At 60.1% G+C, this 21,302-nt stretch carries 22 protein-coding genes; 17 read left to right on the top strand and 5 right to left on the bottom strand.

Annotated elements, in window-relative coordinates:
- The first annotated feature begins 17 nt into the window (after positions 1–17).
- From ccmA to J7447_RS22110, 13 genes are all read left to right on the top strand, one after another.
- Positions 18–680, top strand: coding sequence for a heme ABC exporter ATP-binding protein CcmA (gene ccmA / locus J7447_RS22170; RefSeq protein ID WP_209171103.1), 663 nt, complete (start codon positions 18–20; stop codon positions 678–680).
- Positions 677–1,348, top strand: a complete 672-nt coding sequence (gene ccmB / locus J7447_RS22165) for a heme exporter protein CcmB (protein WP_023002744.1) — start codon at positions 677–679, stop codon at positions 1,346–1,348. The genes ccmA and ccmB overlap by 4 nt, the downstream gene beginning before the upstream one ends.
- Before the next feature lie 80 nt (positions 1,349–1,428).
- On the top strand, positions 1,429–2,196 hold the full coding sequence (locus J7447_RS22160) for a heme ABC transporter permease (protein ID WP_023002743.1): 768 nt from the start codon (positions 1,429–1,431) through the stop codon (positions 2,194–2,196).
- A gap of 5 nt (positions 2,197–2,201) precedes the next feature.
- Complete coding sequence (ccmD, locus tag J7447_RS22155) at positions 2,202–2,384, top strand: heme exporter protein CcmD (protein WP_023002742.1); 183 nt, start codon at positions 2,202–2,204, stop codon at positions 2,382–2,384.
- Complete coding sequence (locus J7447_RS22150; protein WP_023002741.1) at positions 2,381–3,001, top strand: DsbE family thiol:disulfide interchange protein; 621 nt, start codon at positions 2,381–2,383, stop codon at positions 2,999–3,001. The genes ccmD and J7447_RS22150 overlap by 4 nt, the downstream gene beginning before the upstream one ends.
- 163 nt (positions 3,002–3,164) lie before the next feature.
- Positions 3,165–4,085, top strand: coding sequence for an NAD-dependent epimerase/dehydratase family protein (locus tag J7447_RS22145; protein WP_209170991.1), 921 nt, complete (start codon positions 3,165–3,167; stop codon positions 4,083–4,085).
- Positions 4,086–4,243: 158 nt separating this feature from the next.
- Positions 4,244–5,362, top strand: a complete 1,119-nt coding sequence (locus J7447_RS22140; protein WP_209170990.1) for an acyltransferase — start codon at positions 4,244–4,246, stop codon at positions 5,360–5,362.
- Positions 5,363–5,504: 142 nt separating this feature from the next.
- Complete coding sequence (locus J7447_RS22135; RefSeq protein ID WP_209170989.1) at positions 5,505–6,134, top strand: hypothetical protein; 630 nt, start codon at positions 5,505–5,507, stop codon at positions 6,132–6,134.
- A gap of 9 nt (positions 6,135–6,143) precedes the next feature.
- Positions 6,144–7,283, top strand: a complete 1,140-nt coding sequence (locus J7447_RS22130) for a cyclic nucleotide-binding domain-containing protein (RefSeq protein ID WP_077291497.1) — start codon at positions 6,144–6,146, stop codon at positions 7,281–7,283.
- A gap of 57 nt (positions 7,284–7,340) precedes the next feature.
- Positions 7,341–8,276, top strand: a complete 936-nt coding sequence (locus J7447_RS22125; RefSeq protein ID WP_168691896.1) for a fatty acid desaturase — start codon at positions 7,341–7,343, stop codon at positions 8,274–8,276.
- Positions 8,277–8,292: 16 nt separating this feature from the next.
- Complete coding sequence (locus J7447_RS22120) at positions 8,293–9,525, top strand: cyclopropane-fatty-acyl-phospholipid synthase family protein (RefSeq protein WP_023002735.1); 1,233 nt, start codon at positions 8,293–8,295, stop codon at positions 9,523–9,525.
- Positions 9,522–10,739, top strand: a complete 1,218-nt coding sequence (locus tag J7447_RS22115; RefSeq protein WP_209170988.1) for a glycosyltransferase — start codon at positions 9,522–9,524, stop codon at positions 10,737–10,739. The genes J7447_RS22120 and J7447_RS22115 overlap by 4 nt, the downstream gene beginning before the upstream one ends.
- A gap of 3 nt (positions 10,740–10,742) precedes the next feature.
- A complete protein-coding gene (locus J7447_RS22110; RefSeq protein ID WP_209170987.1) occupies positions 10,743–11,675 on the top strand; it encodes a diacylglycerol kinase family protein in 933 nt (310 codons plus the stop codon).
- Positions 11,676–11,690: 15 nt separating this feature from the next.
- On the opposite strand, the gene J7447_RS22105 is transcribed toward J7447_RS22110, so the two are convergent.
- Positions 11,691–12,857 (bottom strand): hypothetical protein, encoded by a 1,167-nt coding sequence (locus J7447_RS22105; RefSeq protein WP_209170986.1) that lies wholly within the window; start codon positions 12,855–12,857, stop codon positions 11,691–11,693.
- Positions 12,858–13,184: 327 nt separating this feature from the next.
- On the opposite strand from J7447_RS22105, the gene J7447_RS22100 reads away from it, so the two are divergent.
- Positions 13,185–13,958, top strand: a complete 774-nt coding sequence (locus J7447_RS22100) for a DUF1223 domain-containing protein (protein ID WP_208997817.1) — start codon at positions 13,185–13,187, stop codon at positions 13,956–13,958.
- A 222-nt stretch (positions 13,959–14,180) separates the two neighbouring features.
- Positions 14,181–15,074, top strand: a complete 894-nt coding sequence (locus J7447_RS22095; RefSeq protein WP_023002730.1) for a cation diffusion facilitator family transporter — start codon at positions 14,181–14,183, stop codon at positions 15,072–15,074.
- 23 nt (positions 15,075–15,097) lie between these two features.
- Here J7447_RS22095 and J7447_RS22090 read toward each other — a convergent pair whose 3' ends face one another.
- Positions 15,098–15,583 carry a hypothetical protein gene (locus J7447_RS22090; protein WP_023002729.1) on the bottom strand — a complete coding sequence of 162 codons (486 nt, stop codon included), beginning with the start codon at positions 15,581–15,583 and terminating at the stop codon, positions 15,098–15,100.
- A gap of 446 nt (positions 15,584–16,029) precedes the next feature.
- Between J7447_RS22090 and J7447_RS22085 the strand changes: the two genes are divergently transcribed.
- Together J7447_RS22085 and J7447_RS22080 are read left to right on the top strand one after the other, a co-directional pair.
- Positions 16,030–16,854 carry an ABC transporter permease subunit gene (locus J7447_RS22085; RefSeq protein WP_023002728.1) on the top strand — a complete coding sequence of 275 codons (825 nt, stop codon included), beginning with the start codon at positions 16,030–16,032 and terminating at the stop codon, positions 16,852–16,854.
- A gap of 70 nt (positions 16,855–16,924) precedes the next feature.
- Positions 16,925–17,608 (top strand): HAD family hydrolase, encoded by a 684-nt coding sequence (locus J7447_RS22080; RefSeq protein WP_023002727.1) that lies wholly within the window; start codon positions 16,925–16,927, stop codon positions 17,606–17,608.
- A gap of 88 nt (positions 17,609–17,696) precedes the next feature.
- On the opposite strand, the gene J7447_RS22075 is transcribed toward J7447_RS22080, so the two are convergent.
- The 3 genes from J7447_RS22075 to J7447_RS22065 form a co-directional block, all read right to left on the bottom strand.
- Entirely contained in the window at positions 17,697–18,917 is a 1,221-nt protein-coding gene (locus J7447_RS22075) for an ammonium transporter (RefSeq protein WP_075282230.1), read from the bottom strand.
- Positions 18,918–19,225: 308 nt separating this feature from the next.
- Positions 19,226–20,590, bottom strand: coding sequence for an ammonium transporter (locus tag J7447_RS22070; protein WP_055659930.1), 1,365 nt, complete (start codon positions 20,588–20,590; stop codon positions 19,226–19,228).
- Positions 20,591–20,610: 20 nt separating this feature from the next.
- Positions 20,611–20,949, bottom strand: a complete 339-nt coding sequence (locus J7447_RS22065) for a P-II family nitrogen regulator (protein WP_006938248.1) — start codon at positions 20,947–20,949, stop codon at positions 20,611–20,613.
- Positions 20,950–21,302 lie beyond the last annotated feature (353 nt).

The following is a 21,302-nucleotide window of genomic DNA, read 5'->3' as shown; positions in this document are numbered from 1 at the left end:
GCCGCCGGAGCATTCCCCTGAGACTGATTGCCGAAAACCTGACCATCGATCGCGGCGGACGCCGGGTGTTTCAGGACCTGTCCTTTGATCTTCCCTCCGGCACGGCACTGGTCGTGACGGGCGCGAACGGCATCGGCAAGTCGTCGCTGCTGCGGACGCTGGCAGGTCTTGTCGCGCTGGCTGGCGGCACGCTTTGGCTGGAACAGGGAGAAGCCGACCGGTCGCCGGCTGAACACGCCCATTATTTCGGCCATCAGAACGCGGTCAAGGCAGCGCTTTCGGTGCTGGAAAACCTGACGTTCTGGCAAGGCTTCACCTCACCGGTTTCAGCATCTGTCTTTGGCGCAACGGCAATGTCTCCCGAGGCCGCGCTTGATCTCCTCGGCATAGGCCACACGACAGACCTGCCGGCAGGATTTCTCTCCGCCGGTCAGACGAGGCGTCTGGCCCTTGCCCGGCTTCTGGTCACGCCCCGGCCGATCTGGCTGATGGATGAGCCGACGTCGGCGCTGGACAAGGCATCGGAAGGCCAGCTTCTGGACCTGATGAACGGACATCTGACCGCCGGCGGCATGATCATAACCGCTACCCACACCGATCTGGCCCTTGCCAATACCAAGATCCTGCATCTGCGCACCGCTGATCCCGTTTCGCTGCACGAGGAGGATCTGACCGCATGAGCTCCTGGGCTGTTGTGCTGTTTCGGCGGGATCTTCGGCTGTCTGTGCGCGTCGGCGGCAGCGCGCTTGTCGGTGTGCTGTTCTTCCTGGCCGTTGTCACTGTCATTCCCTTCGGCGTCGGTCCGGATCTGAACCTGCTTTCCCGCATTGGTCCTGCCATCTTGTGGATCGGTGCACTTCTGGCAACGCTCCTCGGGCTGGACAGGCTGTTTCAGGCTGATCGGGAGGACGGCACGCTGGACCTGATGCTGATGGCCGGACGGTCGCTTGAACTGCTTGTGCTGATCAAGTGCCTGGCGCACTGGGTCGCAACAGGCCTGCCGCTGGTGATCGCCGCCCCCCTGCTCGGCATCTTTCTCAATCTCGACCCCGTCGCCACGGGAGCTGTCACGCTCACGCTGCTGGTCGGCACACCGGCCCTGACGCTGATCGGCGCCATCGGCGCGGCCCTCACCGTCTCGTTGCGCCGCGGTGGACTGCTGCTGGCCGTGCTGGTGATACCGCTGGCCATTCCCGTGCTGATTTTCGGCGTCAGTGCCGCGGATGCCGCTATTCATGATCCCGTGCCGTTTCTGACGCCGTTCCTGATCCTGTGTTCGCTGTCGTTGATTGCGGCGGTGATCGGCCCGCTTGCCGCTGCCGCGGCGCTCCGGTTTGCAGGAGATTGACGGCAATTTGACACCCCGCAATGCACCCTGCGGCATACTCGTCCATTGAAGCGGACAACGCTCTAGATTAGAACGGTTCCATGGCAATTTGGGATTATGCAAATCCGACGCGATTTTTGAGGCTGGTCCAGGTGGTTCTGCCCTGGCTTATCGGCTTGTGCGTCATTGCGTTCGCCGCCGGGCTCTACATGAGCTTCTTCGTTGCGCCTGAAGACTATCAGCAGGGCGACACCGTGCGGATCATGTATATCCACGTACCGGCCGCCTGGCTCAGCATGATGTGCTATTCCGTGATGGCGCTGTCGTCACTTGGCACCCTTGTGTGGAAACACCCGCTGGCGGATGTTTCCGCCAAGAGCGCGGCCCCCATCGGCGCGGCCTTCACCTTCATGGCACTCGTGACCGGATCGCTCTGGGGCAAGCCCATGTGGGGCACCTATTGGGTCTGGGACGCGCGACTGACGTCGGTCCTGGTCCTTCTGATCATGTATCTTGGCCTGATGACGCTGTGGCGCACGATGGAAGATCCGATCAAGGCCGGCAAGGCGGCAGCCGTGCTGACGCTCGTCGGCGCGCTGAACCTGCCGATCATCAAGTTTTCGGTCGACTGGTGGAATACGCTTCACCAGCCGGCCAGCGTCATGCGCATGGACGGCCCGACCATTCATCCGGACATTCTCTGGCCGCTGCTGGTCATGGCGATCGCCTTTACGCTGCTGTTCTTCGTGTTGCATCTGATGGCAATGCGTAACGAGATCCTGCGCCGCCGCGTGCGTGCCCTGCGCCTGCGCGCAGCCAGCGCTGCCCAGCCGGGCACTGCGGCAGCCACGGCTCAGCCTGCGGAGTAATTCTCATGGATCTAGGCCCACACGCTGGCTTCATCTGGGCGTCCTACGGCCTTTGCCTCTTCACGGTCATCGGACTGATCGCCTGGGTGCGCATCGACAAGGCCCAACAGGAAAAAGCCCTCAAGGACCTGGCAGCCCGGGGCATTTCCCGCGCCCGGCCGGCCGGTGAAGGAAAAGCAAGCTCATGACGTCCCACGATACCGGTGCCGGCCGACACGGGCAGCAGACTGCCAAACGCGGTTTCCCGGTTCTGGTGCTGCTGCCCTTGGTGGTGTTCGCAGCGCTCGCCGCTCTGTTCCTGTTTCAGCTGACCCTCGGCGGCGATCCGCAGAAAATTCCCTCTGCGCTGATCAACAAGCCGGCGCCGGAATTCGACCTGCCGCCGGTTGAAGGCCTCACCGATGGTGACACCGCCGTTGCCGGGTTTTCCCGTCAGGATCTCATCGGCAAGGTTTCCGTCGTCAATGTGTTTGCATCCTGGTGCGTGCCCTGCCGCCAGGAGCACCCGCTTCTGGAAGAGCTGGCAAAGGTCGAGGGCATCCAGCTTCTCGGTATCAACTACAAGGACAAGCCGGAAAACGCGCGCCGCTTCCTGGGCAGTCTCGGCAATCCGTATCAGCGCGTCGGCGCAGATACCGGTGGTCGCACCGCGATCGAATGGGGTGTCTACGGTGTGCCGGAAACCTTCGTCGTCGATGGCGAAGGCACGATCCGGTACAAGTTCATCGGTCCGCTGAGCCCCGAAAGCTATTACGACGTCTTCCTGCCGGAACTGCAGAAGATCATGGACGGCAACAAATCCTGATCTTGCCAACCTTGTGGTGCCTGCCTGTCACCTGCGCAGGCCATTGTCCCCGCTGATTATCTGCGGTGACAACGGCGAACCGGCCAAGCCCCATTTACAAATCGCCACGGGGCCGTTCTAAAGTCCGGATCATCTTTTTCAGCCGATTCCGGAGAGGCCCGTCTTGAAAGTACTTGTGATCGGTGGCTGCGGGTTCATCGGGTCTCATGTCGTGGACAAGTGCCTTCAGCAAGGCCTGTCGGTGCGGGTCATGGACACCCGGCCGGAACTGTATCGGCCGCCGCTTCCCGGTGTCGACTACGTCTTCCACAGCCTGTCCGATCATCACCGGCTCGCCGACACCCTGTCCGGTGTGGATGCGGTGGCGCATCTGGCCAGCACGACCGTTCCCTCGACCTCGAACCTCGATCCGGCCGCCGACATCTCCGGCAACCTCGTTCCCACGGTTCGCCTTCTGGAAGCCATGCGGGCAAGCGGAACGAGGAAACTCGTCTTCTTTTCCTCCGGTGGCACAGTCTATGGCATCCCGACAAAGGATCCGGTGCCGGAAGATCATCCGCTGAACCCGATCTCATCCTACGGCATCGTCAAGCTGGCGATCGAACAGTACCTGCGCATGGAACAACAGCTCCACGGGCTCGAGTTCGTCGCCCTGCGACCGGCGAACATCTATGGACAGCGCCAGGCACAGGTCGGCCTTCTGGGCGTGATCGGAACCTATCTGCGCAAGGTGGCGGAGGACGCCCCCATCGAAATCTGGGGGGACGGCAGCGTCGTGCGCGACTTCGTTCACGTCGAAGACATTGCCGACCTATGCCATCGCGCCCTGATCTCCGGCGCGTCCGGCAGCTTCAACGCCGGAAGTGGCGAAGGCACGTCCATCTCGCAGGTCGTCGACATCATCGGCCAGACCACAGGGCGCACCCTGGAGCCGGTCTACAAGCCGGGCCGCAACTTCGATGTGCCACGGGTCGTGCTGGATATTGCCAGGGCACGAGCGACATTCGGCTGGCAGCCTGCCGTTCCCTTGCGGCGCGGCATCGGAGAAACCTGGGAATGGGTGAAGCAGCACAGCGCACCTTGATGTGCCGTTCGCGCTGGAACCTGCAGAAAATCGGCGACTGACTGAAACGGACCCGCCGCATCAGTTCATTTACCCATAATAAAATCGACGCTGGCATAGATTTCCCGGAAGCCTGCGGGCATTAGTGTCCCTGGGTCAATCGAGGGGATGATTTGCGCATGAACGTGACCGACAGCGCGGCAAAGGTTCGACTGGAACAACTGACCGGACTGCGCTTCTTCGCAGCCTTGCTGGTGTTTGGCGTTCATTTCCGCTGGGATACCAGCGGCGACTTCGTCAAGACAATCGCCGAACAGGGCTATGTCGGCGTCTCTTTCTTCTTCATCCTGTCCGGCTTCGTGCTGACGCAGTCCTACAAGACGAGAATCCTTGCCGGCACGATGTCCTTTCGCGACTACTTCCTGCTGCGCATTGCCCGTCTGACACCGCTGCATTTCCTCACCGGATTGCCGTTTCTTTATTTCTCGATCATGCAGGTCGAGGCGATCTACTCGGAAGAATTCAGCGTCATCAAGACGGTTCTGAACCTGACCTACCTGCAGAGCTGGATTCCGGTCTCCTCGATCTATTTCTCTCTCAACGCACCGTCCTGGTCGCTGTCGGATGAAATATTCTTCTATGTGTGCTTCTTCGGCCTGGTCGCGTTTTCACCGCGAAAGCTAGTGGCGGTCACACTGGGGCTCGGTGTGGTGGTGTTCGTTTCCGCCCTGCTGGTTCAGGTATTCCTGGGAGATGTGATCTTCTTCGGCAAATACCCGTTCTCGCATTGGCTGTTCTATGTCTTTCCCGGCTTCCGCATTCTGGAGTTTCTGGTCGGCATGGTTCTGCATGAGGCCTGGCGTCGCGGCGTCCGGCTGCCCGGTGTGGTGCAGCCACTCAGCTATCTTCTCCTGTTCCTGGCGATGTGGCTGGCACCGGATGTCCCGGATCCCTTCCGCTATTCCCTGTTCTACCTGCCGATCATCACACTGTTCTTCTATGCACATCTGACGGAAGGTGCCAAACTCACCAGGGTGTTTGCAACCCGCCCGCTCGTGCTTCTCGGCAATGCCTCTTTCGCCTTCTATCTTGTGCACCAGCCGTCGCTTCACCTGATGAACATCTTCCTCAGGCCGTCCATCCCGGCGGATATCGTTTTCTTTCCGGTATCGCTGTGCATCACGGCAGCGTTTTCGATCTTCCTCTACCGCATTTATGAGATGCCGGCGGAGCGGGCGCTGAAATCATGGGTCAAGGGAAAGCGGTCCGCACAAACACCGAACGAGGCAACATCCTGACGCGTCGAATTCCGTGTCTCGCTGCGGCGAGCCGCTTAACATAATCTCAATGCTGACAGCGGATTATTGCGGCGAACCGGCCAATTTCAGGCCGGATACCGCCAGCCGCCACCGGTCAGATTGGCGCCAACCATGAGTATTCTTGTTGCTTTCCGAACTCGTCCTTTCAGCCCTGACTGATGTGATCCTTGCCTGCGAGCTGTTTTTTCTCGCCGGCCTGAGCCTGCGTCCGGGCATTCAGACCTTCTCACCTGCCTGGATCTGGAGCCTGACACTTGCATTGATCGGGCTTGCCTCGATGCTGGGTGCCATTGACCACGGGTTCTTCGAAACAATCGGTCACGAAGCGCACCGTCCGCTTGTGATCGCAACGCGCATCGTCATCGTTCTGGGCAGTCTCAGCATGATCGTCGCGGCCAGCTTTCAGTATCTGTCCTCGCCGCTGCGCCAGGGATTTGTGGCTGTCGGCGTCCTGGGTGCACTCTGGCCGGTCTTCATGATTCTGACTTCCGACGATTTTCTGTCCGTGATCCTCTATTATTCCATCGGCCTGATATTCCTGCTGGTGCTGAGCGTTGTCCGGTTCCGCCAGAACAAGGGAACGCTGCCGATGATCGCCGGCATTCTCCTCACTCTGGGTGTATCAGCGATGATCCCGATGCAGAGCCCGGGGTTCTGGGGTCTTGGCCTCTATGGAAGCTATCACGTCCTGCTGATGCCGATCGTCGTGCTTCTGTATTTCGGCGGCCGCTGGTTCAGGACCACGAGGTAGAGTAACGCCATGCGCACAGCTTCCATCCCCGTTGAAGAAAAGGTCCAGGAAACGGAAGACCTTGAAACGATCTTTCATCGGATGACGGAGTTCATGCCGCAGCGGGTCGCCGATGCGGTACGGGCGGCCTCGCGCAGGGTGCCGGTCGCGGCGCATCAGGACGTCATCGTCGAGGGTGAGACAAGCGACGGGCTCTACATCGTTCTCGAAGGCACCTTCGGCATTTACCGCAAGGGCGACGGCACGGCCTCGGACCACCGTGTTGCGGAAATTGGGCCGGGGCAACCTTTCGGCGAAATGGCGCTTCTTGACGGTGAACCACGCTCGGCAACCGTGCGTGCTGAAACAGCCGGTGCCGTGCTTGAAATCGAGCCGGAACGGATCCTCGAACTGGCCGATGGCGAAGCCAGACTTGCAGAATTCAAAGGGGCTCTGGCATCCTTCGTGACACGGCGCATGCGCGCCTCCACGCAGGAGCATGTCGCAGCCCTGCAGCGTGAACTGGACCTCCGGAACGAACAGCAGCAGTTCGGCAAGTTTTTCGTCTATTCGCTGATCATGATGTCCATCGGCACGCTGGTGAACAACGTGTTGGCGCGGACGATCGTCAACGTGGACGTCTACACCGAAGTCTTCGCCTGGCAGTATCTCGCCATCCTGATGGTGCCAAGCCTCTTTGTCATCCGGCACATGGGCATTTCGATTTCGGCGCTCGGGCTGACAACCGTCGGCCTGAAGAAATCCCTGATCGAGGGCGCGATCATTTCGGTCGGGCTCTGCATCTTTGCCTGGGGACTGGCGGCAGTGCTCAAATATTTCGACGCGCTGCCCGGCAAACCACTGCCCTTCAACCTGCTGGGAACACTGAGCTACTTTCTTCACAGCGCCTTGCAGGAAATCATCGCCAGAGGCTTTCTGCAGTCTTCCTTCCAGCGTTTCCTGGGAGACCAGGGCAAATGGCGGTCGGTCCTTCTCGCCTCGGTGCTGTTCGGAATGTTCCACCTTCATTTCGGCATTCCGGCCGTGCTGATGACAATCGGCACCGGATTTATCTTCGGCTGGATCTACATCAGGCATCAGAACATCGCCGGTGTGATCCTGATTCACTACATGATGGGTGTCGCGGCCTTCAATACAGGCTTGATCTGAGACGCAAGCCTAAGCTAGTGCTGCTTGCTCGACCCTATCGCTGCAGGTTGGAACGACATGATTGCCCGTGACTATTTCATACCGCGACCAGCCATCTACTATCGCGATTTCTGCTTTTATCTGGCGCTTTTTGTCGTCGGGTTTGCGTGGGGTCTGAACGCCTCCTGGCCGATGGTTATCCTGCCCTGGCTGCTGGCGACATTCGGCCTGCATCGCGCAGGACTTTTCTGCCACGAAATCGTACACATCAAGGACGAGAAGCTGCGCGGTTTCCGGGCGCTCTACACCTGGACCGTGGCGCTCATCGTGATGGTTCCGCCGCTGCGGTTTCAACTGCCGCATCTGGCCCATCATCGGCTCGGCATTTTCGGAACGCCCGAGGATCCGCAATACCCGCTCGTGCGCGGCAATGCGTTTGCCATGGCCATGGTTCTGCTCGTGATCCCCTTTGTGGTGCCCTTTACCAACCTTCTGATGACGGTGACCGCCGCGCTCGGCGCGTTCCGGGTCGAAGCTGCGCTCGATCGCTGGGCGACGGAGAAGCTCGGCTTTTCGCTCAGCTCCGCCCTGACACCGGAACAGCAGGCCGAAGTGACCCGGCACGCCCGGGTTACGCTCGCGCTCTTCATTGCGGCAATCATCTTCTTCCCCGCGGCGCTGCCTTTCTATTATGCCGTCCTGGTTCTGGGCTGGGCGCTTTTGACCGCGCGTATCCCGCTGGAACATGAACTGGAACGCCTGGCCGAAACCTCCGGACGGGAAGACCAGATGATCGACAGCTTCACGATCGAGTCTCCGCTGGCCCTGATCGTGCAGCCGGTTGGCTTCCGCTTTCATACGGCGCATCACATGTATCCCGGGGTGCCCTATCACAATCTGCCCGCGCTCCACGAGGAGCTGAAGCGCACCATTCCCGAGTACCGGGACAGCATCATTTCGCTCTGGACCGCGATCAGCGGACCCAAACGCCGTCCTGCAAATTCTCTTCATTGATTTAGAAAGCCCGCCGATGAAAGACGTTATCCGCCAGCTCGCAGAAGCCATGTCTGCGGCCTCTCCCGATGCGCAGTTCGAGGTCCGATACTGGGACGGAACCGGCTTCTCCATCGGGACCGAGCCAGAGTTCATTCTGCATTTCAAGAACGAGCGGGCCCTCTCCAGGGTGCTTTCGGACGCCTTCATGGGCTTTGGCGAGAGCTACATGCTGGGCGACATCGAGGTGGAAGGCGACATCAAGAAGCTCTTCTACCTGGGCTTTGCCATTGATTTCGCGGAACGGCCCATGTCGTTGATGCTGCGGATCAAACTGGCCTTCCACTTCTTGCGCGCACGCAACACCATTGCCCGCTCGCGCGAGAACATTTCCTTCAGCTACGACATCGGCAACGATTTTTACGAGATCCTGCTCGGAAAGGGCATGATCTACACCTGTGCCTATTTCACCTCACCCGACAACACGCTGGATGAAGCACAGAACAACAAGCTGGAACTGGTTTGCCGCAAGCTGTGCCTGAAGCCGGGCGAACATGTTGCCGATCTCGGTTGCGGCTGGGGCGGGTTCCTGATGTATGCCGCCGAAAACTACGGCATCACGGGCGTAGGCTTCACCATTTCGGCTGAACAGCGCGACTATGCTATTCAGAAGATCGCCGAGCGCGGCCTCTCCGACAAGATCGAGATCCGCCTGCAGGACGCACGCGAAGCGGACGGCCTTTACGACAAGGTTGCCTCGATCGGCATGGTCGAACACATGGGCAATGCCCAGATCGCACCGGTCTTCGAACGGATCGCACACATTCTCAAGCCGCAGGGCCTTGCCTTCGTCCACACGATCGGCAACGAAATCCCCCGGCCGATCGACCCCTGGATCGACAAATACATCTTCCCGGGAACTCAGGCATCGCCGCTGACGACCATGGTCGAGGCTGCCGGCAACAATGATCTCTACATGATCGACCTTGAGAATATCCGGCTGCACTATCCGCCGACGGTCAAATACTGGCTCGCCAATTTCGACGCCAATATCGACCGTATCCGCGAAATGTATGACGACACCTTCGTCAGAAGCTTCCGGCTGTATCTGGAAGTCGCAAGTTCCTCCTTCAGCTGGGGCGACAACCGGCTTTACCATCTGCTGATGACCAGGGGCCTGAAAAACGATGTCCCGATGACCCGGGAGCATCTGGTCCTGCCGAAGTCCGGCACTTCCCCGGCCGGTACATCTTCAGAAGGTGGTGCATGACGGAACCCGTCCATGTGGCAGTGATCTATACGGACGCAGGCGGTGGCCACAGGGCCAGCGCCTTCGCCCTGAAAGCATGCCTCGAAGGGTCCGGCAGATACCGGGTCAGCCTGATAAATCCCTATACCTCGCTGATCCCGCATCTCGACCTCTTCAGCCGCTTCGGATCACGCACAGGCGAGAATATCTACAACGAGGTCATCTTGCGTCAGGGACGTACCGGCCTCACCTGCTGGCTGTTTTATGCAGCCTTGCGTCTGAACTACGTCTTCTGCGAACCGCCGGCCATCAGTATTCTTTCCCGGCATTTCGAGGACATTCGCCCGGACATCGTGCTGTCGGTCATGCCGCTCGGCAACCGGGTGATGCTGGAGGCGCTGAAACGCTACCGCGCTGGCATAACGGAAGGCCCGCTGCCGGAAGGCGCCGTGATGATCACGGACTGGGCAGAGCTGGCGAAGGGTGTCTGGTTCCCCAACCGGGCGGACTATCACGCAATTTGTGGCACGCAGGACGCCCTGCGGAATGCCGAAAAACTGCCAAAGCTTGCCGGCAAGATCCATGCGATGGGCGGCTTGCTGATCCGGCCGGAATTCACCGACCCCACCCAACGCTCCAGCCGGGAAGCGCTGAATCTCGATCCTTCCAGACCTGTCGTGACCGTGCTCTATGGTGCCCAGGGCAGCATGCGCATGATCGAACTGGCAACCGCGATGCGCGACATTCCGCATAACGCCCAGGTGGTGTTTCTTTGCGGCCGGAACGAAGCGCTTGCCGATCAGCTGCGCGCCATGGACCTGCCGTTTCCGGTCCAGGTTCTCGGGTTTACCGACAGGGTCGCCCAGTATCTTTCCGCCAGCGATCTCTTCATCGGCAAGCCGGGTCCGGGCAGCACCAGCGAAGCCATGGCACTTGGCGTATCCATGCTGCTCGACAAGAGCCTGGCGCTGCCGCAGGAAGCTGCGGTCCTGCGCCACGTGACGAAGACGGGAGCCGGACTGGCCTTTTCGACGTCCTCCGATTTCAGCGAGAGCTTCAAGGCGGCCATGTCCGCCATCGAGTGCGGCCAGGCGCGGCAACCGGTTGCCGCCAACACATCGCCCGCCGACATTCTTGAGATCATGGACCGCATCGCCGCTTCCCGTGTTCCGGCAGCAGGCTCCTTGCAGCCGGCCGGTGAATTGCCGCACGCCCGGCACGTGTCCAGAGCCTGAGCGATGCCTGAGGACGACCAGGGCCCCGCGACGGGCAGCAGCCGCCCTCAAGAGCACACCCTGAAGATCAGGGTCGTCTACAATCCCCGCACAGGCCGCAAGCGCGAGAAGCGTTTCAAGGCGGTATTGGCGCTGCTTGAGGCACGCGGTCACACGTGCGAAATCCTGATCACGACGAAGGCGGGCGATGCCGCCGGTTTCGTTCGGGAAACCACATCAGACGACGCCGATATCCTGGCAATCGCCGGCGGCGATGGCACGATCAACGATGCAATCCAGGGAGCCGGCCCGCAGACGCCGCCCCTGGGGCTCATACCGCTCGGCACAGCGAATGTGCTGGCGCATGAGCTCGGCATCGGCACGGATCCACACCGGGTTGCGAACTGCCTTATGGAAGCGCGCATCCTTAAGATCCGGCCAGGCCAAGTCAATGGGCACCGCTTCATGATGATGGCCGGCATCGGGCTGGACGCGCAGGTGGTTTCGGATCTCAGCCGCGCCACCAAGACCCGCTTCGGCAAGGCCGCCTATCTGATCGAAGTTTTCCGGACACTGCGGCGATGGTCCTGCCCGCCGGTGGACGTCCGGCTGGACGGTGAGCCCGAAAAGGCAGCGACACTGATCGTCAGCCGTGGCAAACGGTATGGCGGGACATTTGTCCTCGCACCGAATTGCGACCTCGCCAACCCGTCTTTTTGCGCAACAATATTTCCTCCAGGCAGCGCTCTGTCTGTCTTCGGACGTTTTCTGCTGATACCGGCAGGCCTGCTCCTGCGGCTTGGTCTCGTTGCCCAACGGCCGGCCAGAACAGTCGAAATCCTGGGTCCCCTGGGCGACCCGATACAGGCCGACGGCGATATCGTCGCGCATGCCCCTGCGCAGATCTCGGTTTGCGAGCAGCCGATACGCCTGTGCGTCCCGATGTCCCGGCGATAACACGAGCCTGGAAGATCAATCTTCGCTTTCCAGCCCGGCAAGATGGACCAGCCGGCGGCATGCGCCCATCCAGTCGAAGTCTTCGCGCGCGGCAATGGGAGGCTCCGGCACAGTCGTCAACGCATACTCCAGCGCCTCGAGAGCCCCTTCCAGTTCGGTGTAGAAATGGGCGTTGGGATAGGCCTTGTAGGGAAGGTTGCCCGGACAGTCCGGCAGGATGACATGCCGGCCGGCAACCAGCGCATCGGCGGTTGCCGTGCACAGGATTTCGCTGCGCGAAGGGTTCACCATGACGCGGTATCGTCCGATATCGGACCAGAACCGCCGGTTCGGTCCGAAGAACCGTAAATCCGCGCCTTCCTCTCGTGCGAAGGCGCGAAACTCTGCTTCATCCCGCCCCCCGCCAATGACATCGATGGGCCGTTTTGCACGGGCAGCGATGCGGGCGAGGTCGTCCAGGCCCTTCTCCCAAAGGAAAGCTCCGAGAAAATAGATCCCTTCGGTTTCCTGCGTAACGAGAGGCACCTGCGCGTAACCGGGCATGACACCGGTCACCCGTTCCACAGGCATTGTGATGCCCGGCAGTGTGAGGGCGGGCGACAGGCTGAGGGGCAGATCGATGCGCAGCCGCAGGGCGCGGCCGTGAAGAAAGGACACCAGCCGGGCGAGGCTGTTTGGAAACGGCAACCCGGACATGCGGATGTAGGTTTCATAATCCGTCATGCTGAGGCCGATCGTCTTGTCCGCCCGGATGCCCCTGCGCCCGGTCGTTACCGGATACCAGCACAGATGCTCCGGCTCGCTCGCGATCAGGCACCGGGCCGGCGGCGCGGCGCGGTAGACGTCTTCCATCGGCACGATCGACCCCATGCCTGCCACAAACCTTGCCCGATAAGGCCGGCATTCCGGAAATTTGTAGGGTCCGAAGGCTTCAAGTTCCGTCCGGAGCCAGTCGACCTGCTCGTCAAAATCGACGAAACGGGTCTCGCCCCACAGCCGTTGCTGTGAAACCTCATCCAGCCAGGGAAGAACATAGACAACCCGATAGCCAAGCGTTGCCAACCCACAGGCGTGCCACAGCGAGATGAAGGACGGTCCGGTCATCCACGGCAGGGCGGCACTCGTCAGAACCGCAAAGTCATGGATCTCTTGACCTTTGGTACGTTCGCCAGACAGGGGCACTTGTCTCCAGTTTCAACAGCCAGAACCACGGGCAACGATCAGCCAGCGCCCTGAAGCGAAGGTGGCGGCCGGCTGGCGTGAGACACCAGAACACATGATTCTCCCCCCGAGACAATCCACCATCGCAGGTCCGGAAAGCCAGACAGGCCAGAACGCTAACGCCCGTTTCGACCTGTATTTTCCACAAGACGCCTGGCACGCCAAATGGTGAGGCCTTGTCACAAACGCGCGAATGAGGCCGTCTAAGACGAAAGTCACCCGCTCGTGACTTTCGGTTGAGTGCTCCATTGCATATTTTAGGGGCAATCGAACAAGGAATTGAGCCAAATGGTGGGATCGTTTTCCCGGAAGGCCGGCAAGGCCCTCCGCACCGCGCTTATTGTAACCGGCGGAATAGTTGCCCTGGCCGCGCCAATCAACGGCGCGCAGGCGCAACCCGAAAAAGTCATCGAACTGTTTACCAGCCAGGGCTGCTCCTCGTGCCCGCCGGCCGATCGGCTGGCGGAAAAGCTGGTGCAGGAAGATAACAACGTCCTGACCATGGTGATGCCCGTCGACTACTGGGATTATCTCGGCTGGAAGGACACGCTGGCAAGTCCCGTCAACTCGCAGCGTCAGCGGGCCTATGCCGCGCGGCGCGGCGACCGGTCGGTCTACACCCCGCAAATGGTGATCAACGGCGAGGAACACGTCGTCGGCAGCCGTGAAGGCGATGTAAGGGCCGCGCTGGCACGTACCGACCCCTTTACCGCGACAATTGACCTGAAGATTACCGACATGGTCGTCCAGGCAACGGTGAATGGCTCCCTGCCAAAGGGCTTCAACATGGCGACCGTCTATTTCCTGCGCATGCAGGATGAAGCCCTCGTTGATATCGGCCGTGGCGAAAACGCGGGCCGCAAGGTGCGTTACGTCAACGTGGTGCGCAATCTGCAGCCGATGGGGATGTGGTCCGGCGGCCAGGAGACATTCCGCATGCCGAAGTCCAAACTGATGCTGAAAGGCGACGCCCGCTGCGCAGTTGTCGTGCAGCTTGAAAATCCCGACGGCCCCGGCCGGATCATCGGCGCGGCAACCATGAACAAGAGCGGCGGTCTGTGAACCGCCGCTGTGGTGTGGCCAAATATCAATTCTCTCTGAAAAACGAGACCACCGGCCTCAAAGCCGGGTTGTAACCCCCGAGAAAACTGCTACCCCTTGCCCCGTTCGACCCGCCTCGGGATCGTAAACGCCCAAAGCACGGGCAATTTGCGAAACGCAGTGGCCGGTCAGGTTCTCTGCTTTGCCGGCGTCTGGTGAAGCAAATCGGTCCTGGGGGAACGCATGAAGTTGAAGCGCAGGCTTCAGATAGCCTTTTTGAGCATCGTTTTCGGCGTGGTCGTTCTCGGTCTCAAGATCGGCGCCTACCTGTTGACCGGCTCCATAGCGCTTTATTCAGACGCGTTGGAAACGACGGTCAATATCGCGTCCGCTATCGCTACGCTTGCAGCCGTCTGGTTCGCCGCCAAACCCGCCGACAGCAACCACCCCTACGGCCACGACAAGGTTGAGTATTTCGCGGCGGTTCTCGTCGGTGTGATGATCGTGCTTGCCGCCCTGTCGATTTTCCGCGCGGCTTGGCTCGGCTTCATCAGTGGCGACAGTCCCGAATATTCGCCAGCCGGTATCGGCATGAACCTGCTTGCCGCCGTCATCAACGGCGCCTGGGCGCGGTACCTGATGAGATATGGCAAACACGCAAGATCACCTGCCCTTGTTGCGGACGGCAAGCATCTGATGACCGATGTGGTCAGCTCCGTCGGGGTTCTGGGCGGTGTTGTGCTGGTGATGCTCACCGGCTGGAAAGTCATGGATCCCGCGCTTGCGGTTCTTGTCGGCCTCACCGTTCTCTGGTCCGGCTGGGGCCTCGTCAAGGAATCCGTCGGCGGACTGATGGACGAAGCCGCCTCGCACGACACATTGGACAAGATCCGTGTTCTGATTTCCGAACATGGCGAAGGCGCCCTGGAGGCACACGACCTGCGCACTCGCATTGCCGGCAAATCCACCTTCATCGATTTTCACCTGGTGGTGCCGGGCGAAATGTCCGTCGACAAGGCACATGAGATCTGCGACCGGATCGAGATTGCCATTGTCGAAGATGTCCCCGGAGCCCGGATCACCATTCACGTCGAACCGGAACACAAGGCCAAGCATTCCGGCATTGTGGTGCTCTAGGCGGTGGCCCGAACCCTCTGGTCTTAAAAATAGTAGGGATAACCGCGCATGAGCGAGGCGTTGTTATACTCGAAGACACCGGAGGTCTGGTCGCCCAGCCCACCGCAAACTCGCTTGCCACCACCGATGGCGCGGCAGAGATGCCGAAGCAGGTGCCCGCCGGCGCGCCCCTCCGCGATCGAACAGGCATTGAGGGAAAGGACGCCGCCAGGGCGGATATATTGGCCCAGCGTTCTCCAAAAGTTCTCCATCCCGGAACTGTGCGACACCATCCCGACCGGACTGGCCGCCGTGAATCCGCCTACGCAGTCTGCATCCAGAAGGGTCACCTGACCGGGAACGCCGCTGTGAAAGACCAGCTCGACCACGCCGAAGCCACCCGATGGCGCGTTTTGAACCAGATGACCCAGAATTTCATCGGTCGAGGAATAGCTGTAACCGGAATGCGCGGCCATATATCCCCGCGTCAAAAAATCAAGCTCACCATTATAAAGGAGTATCCGTGTCATATCGCGCCCCCCGGCACCAAATGTGCAACATGGCTTTCAGGATGAAGAAAGTCTCGTAATACCGCGAAATATTGCCTGAAGAACTGCTTCCTGTCACTCAAGGGACAGGATCGGGGTAAAAACAACTTCCAGAACGCCCCCCTTAAAATGGCAGCACTTTCGGAACGCTACGTCATCGGACAAGGTCTTTTCCGGCCCGGCCAACCAGCCTGTCTCCCGCCGGCGACACCTGCAGGCAGACCGAATTGCGTCTTGCCCTCGCCCGTCACAATCCATAATACTCTGCACCCGGCGATCCTCGCCGCCGTCTCACCGACGGGTCTGAACCGGGCATTTGCTCACTGCGGAACTGTCTTGGCGCCTGCCCCGGCAACGTCGAGATTTCCCCGCTCCGTCCCCGCAGCACGCCCCGGTTACTTCGGAACGATTTGAGGAACCAGTCTCATATGCCCAACTGGCGGCGCTGGCAGGCCCAGCTTCTTGATCATCTGATCCTGATCGGCGGCGCGCTTGTGATGACGCTGCCGGTCTATTCGATCTTTGCTGCGACCACCCATGAAGGCGGAAGGGTTCGGCCAAGGCTCGATCTGGGCAGTGGCACGCTGGAAAACTACGGACACTTTCTGCAGACCGGCGCGGGCTTTTCCGGTGACGTCACAGCATTGTCGATGATGTGGAATTCCTTCCTGCTGGGCGCTGGATTTGCGACCTTGAAGGTCGTTCTGTCCCTCATGACAGCCTATGCGCTGATCTATTTTCGGGTCCGCTTTGCCAGCGCCATCTTCGCCGTGCTTCTGCTGACCCTGTTGCTGCCTCTGGAATCCCGGTTCCTGCCGACCTATGCCGTGACCGTCGAACTTGGCCTCGTCAACACGCGTGCGGGCCTCATCCTGCCGCTAGTCGCCTCCGGCCTTGGGACGCTGTTCTTCCGCCAGTTCCTGATGACGGTTCCGGATGCACTGCTGGAATCGGCCAGGATCGACGGCGCTGGTCCGCTGAAGTTCTTCAAGGACATTCTGGTTCCCCTGTCGGCGCCGACAGCGGCCGCGCTGTTCCTGGTCATGTTTGTCAACGGCTGGAACCAGTATCTGTGGCCGGTAATGGTCACCTCGGAGGAAAGCACCTACACCTTGGTGCGCGGCATGCAGTTTTTCGGCAATTCCAGCCTGCGCGGACTGATGCTGGCGGTACTCGCGTTCGTGCCTCCGGCCCTGCTTGTCATATTGTTTCAACGACAAGTCGTTAAAGGCCTGTTCGACGGCTCACACTGACGACATCCGGCATTGAAACCGGCGGTCCCTGCCCCAATTTTCCCAGAACGACCCGAAAGGCACCTCATCCATGGCATTTGAAGCGATCCTGTTCGACTGTGACGGCGTTCTGGTGGATTCGGAAATCATCTATGTCGATGTCGAACGCGAACATCTGGCCCGGATCGGCCTGAAGTACGAGCTTCATGAGTATATGGACCGGTTCCAGGGCCTGGGCAGCACGGATTTCTGGGCGGCGCTCGACGCGGATTACCAGACCCTTGGCAAGGGACCGCTGCCTGAAACATTCGGACCGGATCTGGACGCTGCCACCCAGGCGCGGATCGACCGCGAACTGGCGGAAATCAAAGGCATCAAACAGCTGCTGGCAGCCCATGACGGCCCACGTGCCGTCGCCTCCTCCTCCCGCCTGCACCGGCTGACCCACAAGCTTCAACACACAGGGCTCTTCCCTTACTTCGAGCCGCATATCTATTCAGGCGAGCAGGTAACCAACGGCAAACCCGCGCCCGATCTGTTTTTGTTCGCGGCGGATAAGCTGGGTGTAGACCCGAAAGCCGCGCTTGTCGTGGAAGACAGTGTCAACGGCGTGAAGGCGGGCCTTGCCGCCGGCATGACGGTTTGGGGTTTTGTCGGCGGCGGTCATTGTCACGATGGCCACGCGGAACAGCTGCTTGGCGCCGGTGCACATCGGGTCGTCGACAGCCATGACAACCTGGCCGCTCTGCTGATCAGTGAAAGCACAGCAGCCTGAGGCTGTTTTGGGTCGATCCAAAAATCTGACAGAACCCGAATGCTCCTGAGAGATCCGCGCGCCGTTACCCGGCGCGCGGCAGGCCATTCTAGCGCCCGAGATCGTGTTCCGGATTTGCGCTGATCTTGTGGATCGAAAGATCCGCTCCGCGGTGCTCGTCTTCCTGAGACAGCCTCAGACCCATCGTCGTTTTCAGGATACCGTAGACGGCAAGACCCGCCCCAAGGGCGTAGACCGCCCCCAGAACCGTACCGATAACCTGCGAAACGGGAGACACACCGCCAAGGCCGCCCAGGGCCTCGAGCCCGAAGAAACCAGCGGCGATACCACCCCACGCTCCGCAGATGCCATGCAGCGGCCAGACACCCAGAACGTCGTCGATTTTCAGCTTGTTCTGGCAGATCTCGAAACCGATTACGAAGACGCCGCCGGCGACACCCCCGACGATCAGGCTGCCGATCGGGTGCATGACGTCCGAACCGGCACAGACGGCAACGAGACCGGCCAGCGCACCGTTGTGCACGAAGCCCGGATCATTCCGGCCGACGACCAGCGCCACAAGAATGCCGCCAACCATGGCCATCAACGAGTTGATCGCCACAAGACCGGAAATGCTCTCAAGTGAGGCAGCCGTCATCACGTTGAAACCGAACCAGCCGACACAAAGCATCCAGGATCCCATGGCGAGCCAGGGCAGCGATGAGGGCGGAATACCGATGGGACGGCCGTTGCGGTCGTAACGGCCCATGCGGGCACCCAGCAGCAGAACGGCGCCGAGCGCGATCCAGCCGCCGACCGCATGCACCACCACAGAGCCTGCAAAGTCATGGAACGGCGCGCCGAAGGTCGCTTCCAACCAGCCCTGGAAACCGAAATTGCCGTTCCAGACCAGACCCTCGAACAACGGATAGACGATGCCGACCAGCGCAACGGTGGCCAGGCATTGCGGCCAGAACTTCATGCGTTCCGCGATGCCACCGGAGATGATCGCCGGAATTGCGGCGGCAAATGTTGTGAGGAAGAAGAACTTCACCAGGCTCAGACCCTGAAGTTCGAAGCCTTCACCACCACCTGACAAGGTCGCCGCGTTCACCAGGAACGTGGTGCCGTAGGCAACCGCATATCCGACGAAGAAATACGCCACTGTCGACAGGGCAAAGTCGACAAGGATTTTTACCAGCGCGTTGACCTGGTTCTTTTGCCGGACGGTGCCGACTTCCAGAAAAGCGAAGCCGCCGTGCATGGCGAAAACGAGAATAGCTCCCACAAGGACGAAAAAGACGTCCGCCCCGACCCCGGTTTCATTCATTTTGACCCCCAGATAGGCAATTTGCCGTTTGTTTTTGCGTTTCGGAGCGCACAGCATTCAAACTGCATGCCAAACGGGCAAAAGCTCAAAAAAGACCCGGAAATCCGCCGGTTTTTTAATCGAAACCTTCAGAGACCCCACCGGCGGAAGTGTGTGGATCGATTATTTTGTAATCATTCGCAAGTTTTTTAGGCAAAAACAGAAACTCAGGGCAACCAACCAAAAAAAGAGCCCGGGGTTGCCCCCGGGCTTTCCAAGTTTGCGGTCTGAGCCAATAGACCGCCTGGGAGATTTTTGTCGGTGCCGCCTTAGAGGCGGCCGGAGCCGGTTCCGAATTCCGGATAGGCTTCCACACCGATTTCGACCTTGTCGAGACCAAGGGCCTCTTCTTCCTCGGACACCCGGATACCCATGGTGGCCTTGAGGACGAACCAGATCACCGAGCTTACGACCAGGGTGAACGCACCGATGGAAACGATACCGATCAGCTGGGTGACGTAGGAAGCGTCGGAGTTGGACAGCGGTACGATGAGCGTGCCCCAGATACCTGCCAGCAGGTGAACCGGGATGGCGCCAACGACGTCGTCGATTTTCAGCTTGTCGAGCATCGGAACCGCGAAGACCACGATCACGCCACCGACGCCGCCGACGAAGACGGAAACCCATACGCTCGGGGCAAGCGGTTCTGCGGTGATGGCAACCAGACCTGCCAGAGCGCCGTTCAGAGCCATGGTCACGTCGACCTTCTTGTAGAGGATCTGGGTGAGAACAACCGCGACGACGACACCGGCAGCAGCAGCCATGTTGGTGTTGGCGAAGATGCGGGAGATGTCGGAGACGTCACCGATGGAACCCATAGCGAGCTGGGACGCACCGTTGAAGCCGAACCAACCCAGCCACAGGATGAACGTGCCGAGGGTTGCGAGCGGCATGGAGGAACCCGGGAACGGGTGCACGGAGCCATCCGCACCATACTTGCCTTTACGGGCACCGAGGATAACCGCACCGGCCAGAGCAGCCCAGCCACCGACGGAGTGAACGAGAGTGGAACCGGCAAAGTCGGAGAACTCAGCGCCGCCGATAGCCTTCACGGCTTCGCCGTTGAGCCAGCCGCCGCCCCATTCCCAGGAACCGGTGATCGGGTAGATGATGCCCGTCAGGACAACGGTGAAAGCCAGGAAAGGCCACAGTTTGATGCGCTCGGCGAGCGTACCGGACACGATCGACGCGGTGGTCGCACAGAAGACCATCTGGAAGAACCAGTCGGACGCCGTGGAGTAACCGGTGTCGAGTGCGTCGCCGCCGACGGCGTCAAACGCGTAAGGACCGAAGGAACCCATGAAACCGCCGTCAACGCCGGTGTACATCAGGTTGTAGCCGGTGATCCAGAACATCAGGCCAGCGATGGCGTAGAGCGTAATGTTCTTCAGGCACTGCATCGAAACGTTCTTGGAGCGGACGAGACCTGCTTCAAGCATTGCGAAGCCGGCGGCCATCCACATGACCAGGAAACCACCGATGAGGAACAGCAGCGTATTGAAGATATAGGCAACCTCGGGAGAGACTGCGGCTGGAGCTGCAGCGGCAGCCTCGGTATCCTGCGCAAGCACCGGCAGAGCCGTAAGGCTCAGCAGAGCCAGCGCCGTCGCGCCCTTAGCGACTAGTTTTTTCATGATACGTTTCCTTACCTAAATCACAGAGCTTCGGCGTCGGTTTCGCCGGTACGGATGCGCACGACCTGATCGATCGAATGAACGAAGATCTTCCCATCCCCGATCTGGCCGGTCTTGGCAGCGCCGGAAATCACTTCGACGACCTTGTCGACGGAGGCGGCATCCACAGCGACTTCAATCTTCAGCTTCGGCAGGAAGCTGACGGCATACTCGGTGCCGCGATAGATTTCGGTGTGCCCCTTCTGGCGGCCATAGCCCTTCACTTCAGTCACCGTCAGCCCCTGGATGCCGATGCTGGTCAAGGCATCGCGCACTTCGTCGAGCTTGAACGGCTTGATGATGGCCATCACTATTTTCATTGCTCGTTCCATTCCCCTTCTTAGCGCCCCTTCCCGTCGAAGAAGCTCGGCCTACCACCCCGGAAACTGCGCCTGGTTCTGTCCCCCTCTGGAAGGATCTTCTCAGGTCTTCGGCTTCACCACGTGTCGTGGCCCCGGGCCGGTGTCGGCTCTTACTAATCAAGGACCGTGCCAACTTGGCTTTTTCGGAGAGTCTTTCGCGGAATCCCGCGGTTTTGCAGTGCAAAAAACGCCAGAGCCAACTTTGTGACATAAATGGGATGGCGGCTTTTCAGGCAGTTTTTCTGCCCATTTTTTGCACATCGCATACTTTGAGGGTTAAAAATTGTGCACAAAAGACCGGCAATCGCTCC

The organism is Labrenzia sp. R5_0, from assembly GCF_017743835.1.
Lineage (GTDB): Bacteria > Pseudomonadota > Alphaproteobacteria > Rhizobiales > Stappiaceae > Roseibium > Roseibium algicola.
The sequence above is the reverse complement of the archived record's forward strand: the minus strand, read 5'-3'. Positions and strand labels throughout refer to the sequence as shown.

Excerpts from the sequence above, each read along its gene's own strand:
- ccmB (WP_023002744.1), top strand. The coding sequence starts at position 677 with ATGAGCTCCTGGGCTGTTGTGCTGTTTCGGCGGGATCTTCGGCTGTCT.
- J7447_RS22160 (WP_023002743.1), top strand. The coding sequence starts at position 1,429 with ATGGCAATTTGGGATTATGCAAATCCGACGCGATTTTTGAGGCTGGTC.
- ccmD (WP_023002742.1), top strand. The coding sequence starts at position 2,202 with ATGGATCTAGGCCCACACGCTGGCTTCATCTGGGCGTCCTACGGCCTT.
- J7447_RS22150 (WP_023002741.1), top strand. The coding sequence starts at position 2,381 with ATGACGTCCCACGATACCGGTGCCGGCCGACACGGGCAGCAGACTGCC.
- J7447_RS22140 (WP_209170990.1), top strand. The coding sequence starts at position 4,244 with ATGAACGTGACCGACAGCGCGGCAAAGGTTCGACTGGAACAACTGACC.
- J7447_RS22130 (WP_077291497.1), top strand. The coding sequence starts at position 6,144 with ATGCGCACAGCTTCCATCCCCGTTGAAGAAAAGGTCCAGGAAACGGAA.
- J7447_RS22125 (WP_168691896.1), top strand. The coding sequence starts at position 7,341 with ATGATTGCCCGTGACTATTTCATACCGCGACCAGCCATCTACTATCGC.
- J7447_RS22120 (WP_023002735.1), top strand. The coding sequence starts at position 8,293 with ATGAAAGACGTTATCCGCCAGCTCGCAGAAGCCATGTCTGCGGCCTCT.
- J7447_RS22115 (WP_209170988.1), top strand. The coding sequence starts at position 9,522 with ATGACGGAACCCGTCCATGTGGCAGTGATCTATACGGACGCAGGCGGT.
- J7447_RS22110 (WP_209170987.1), top strand. The coding sequence starts at position 10,743 with ATGCCTGAGGACGACCAGGGCCCCGCGACGGGCAGCAGCCGCCCTCAA.
- J7447_RS22100 (WP_208997817.1), top strand. The coding sequence starts at position 13,185 with ATGGTGGGATCGTTTTCCCGGAAGGCCGGCAAGGCCCTCCGCACCGCG.
- J7447_RS22095 (WP_023002730.1), top strand. The coding sequence starts at position 14,181 with ATGAAGTTGAAGCGCAGGCTTCAGATAGCCTTTTTGAGCATCGTTTTC.
- J7447_RS22090 (WP_023002729.1), bottom strand. The coding sequence starts at position 15,583 with ATGACACGGATACTCCTTTATAATGGTGAGCTTGATTTTTTGACGCGG.
- J7447_RS22085 (WP_023002728.1), top strand. The coding sequence starts at position 16,030 with ATGCCCAACTGGCGGCGCTGGCAGGCCCAGCTTCTTGATCATCTGATC.
- J7447_RS22080 (WP_023002727.1), top strand. The coding sequence starts at position 16,925 with ATGGCATTTGAAGCGATCCTGTTCGACTGTGACGGCGTTCTGGTGGAT.
- J7447_RS22075 (WP_075282230.1), bottom strand. The coding sequence starts at position 18,917 with ATGAATGAAACCGGGGTCGGGGCGGACGTCTTTTTCGTCCTTGTGGGA.
- J7447_RS22070 (WP_055659930.1), bottom strand. The coding sequence starts at position 20,590 with ATGAAAAAACTAGTCGCTAAGGGCGCGACGGCGCTGGCTCTGCTGAGC.
- J7447_RS22065 (WP_006938248.1), bottom strand. The coding sequence starts at position 20,949 with ATGAAAATAGTGATGGCCATCATCAAGCCGTTCAAGCTCGACGAAGTG.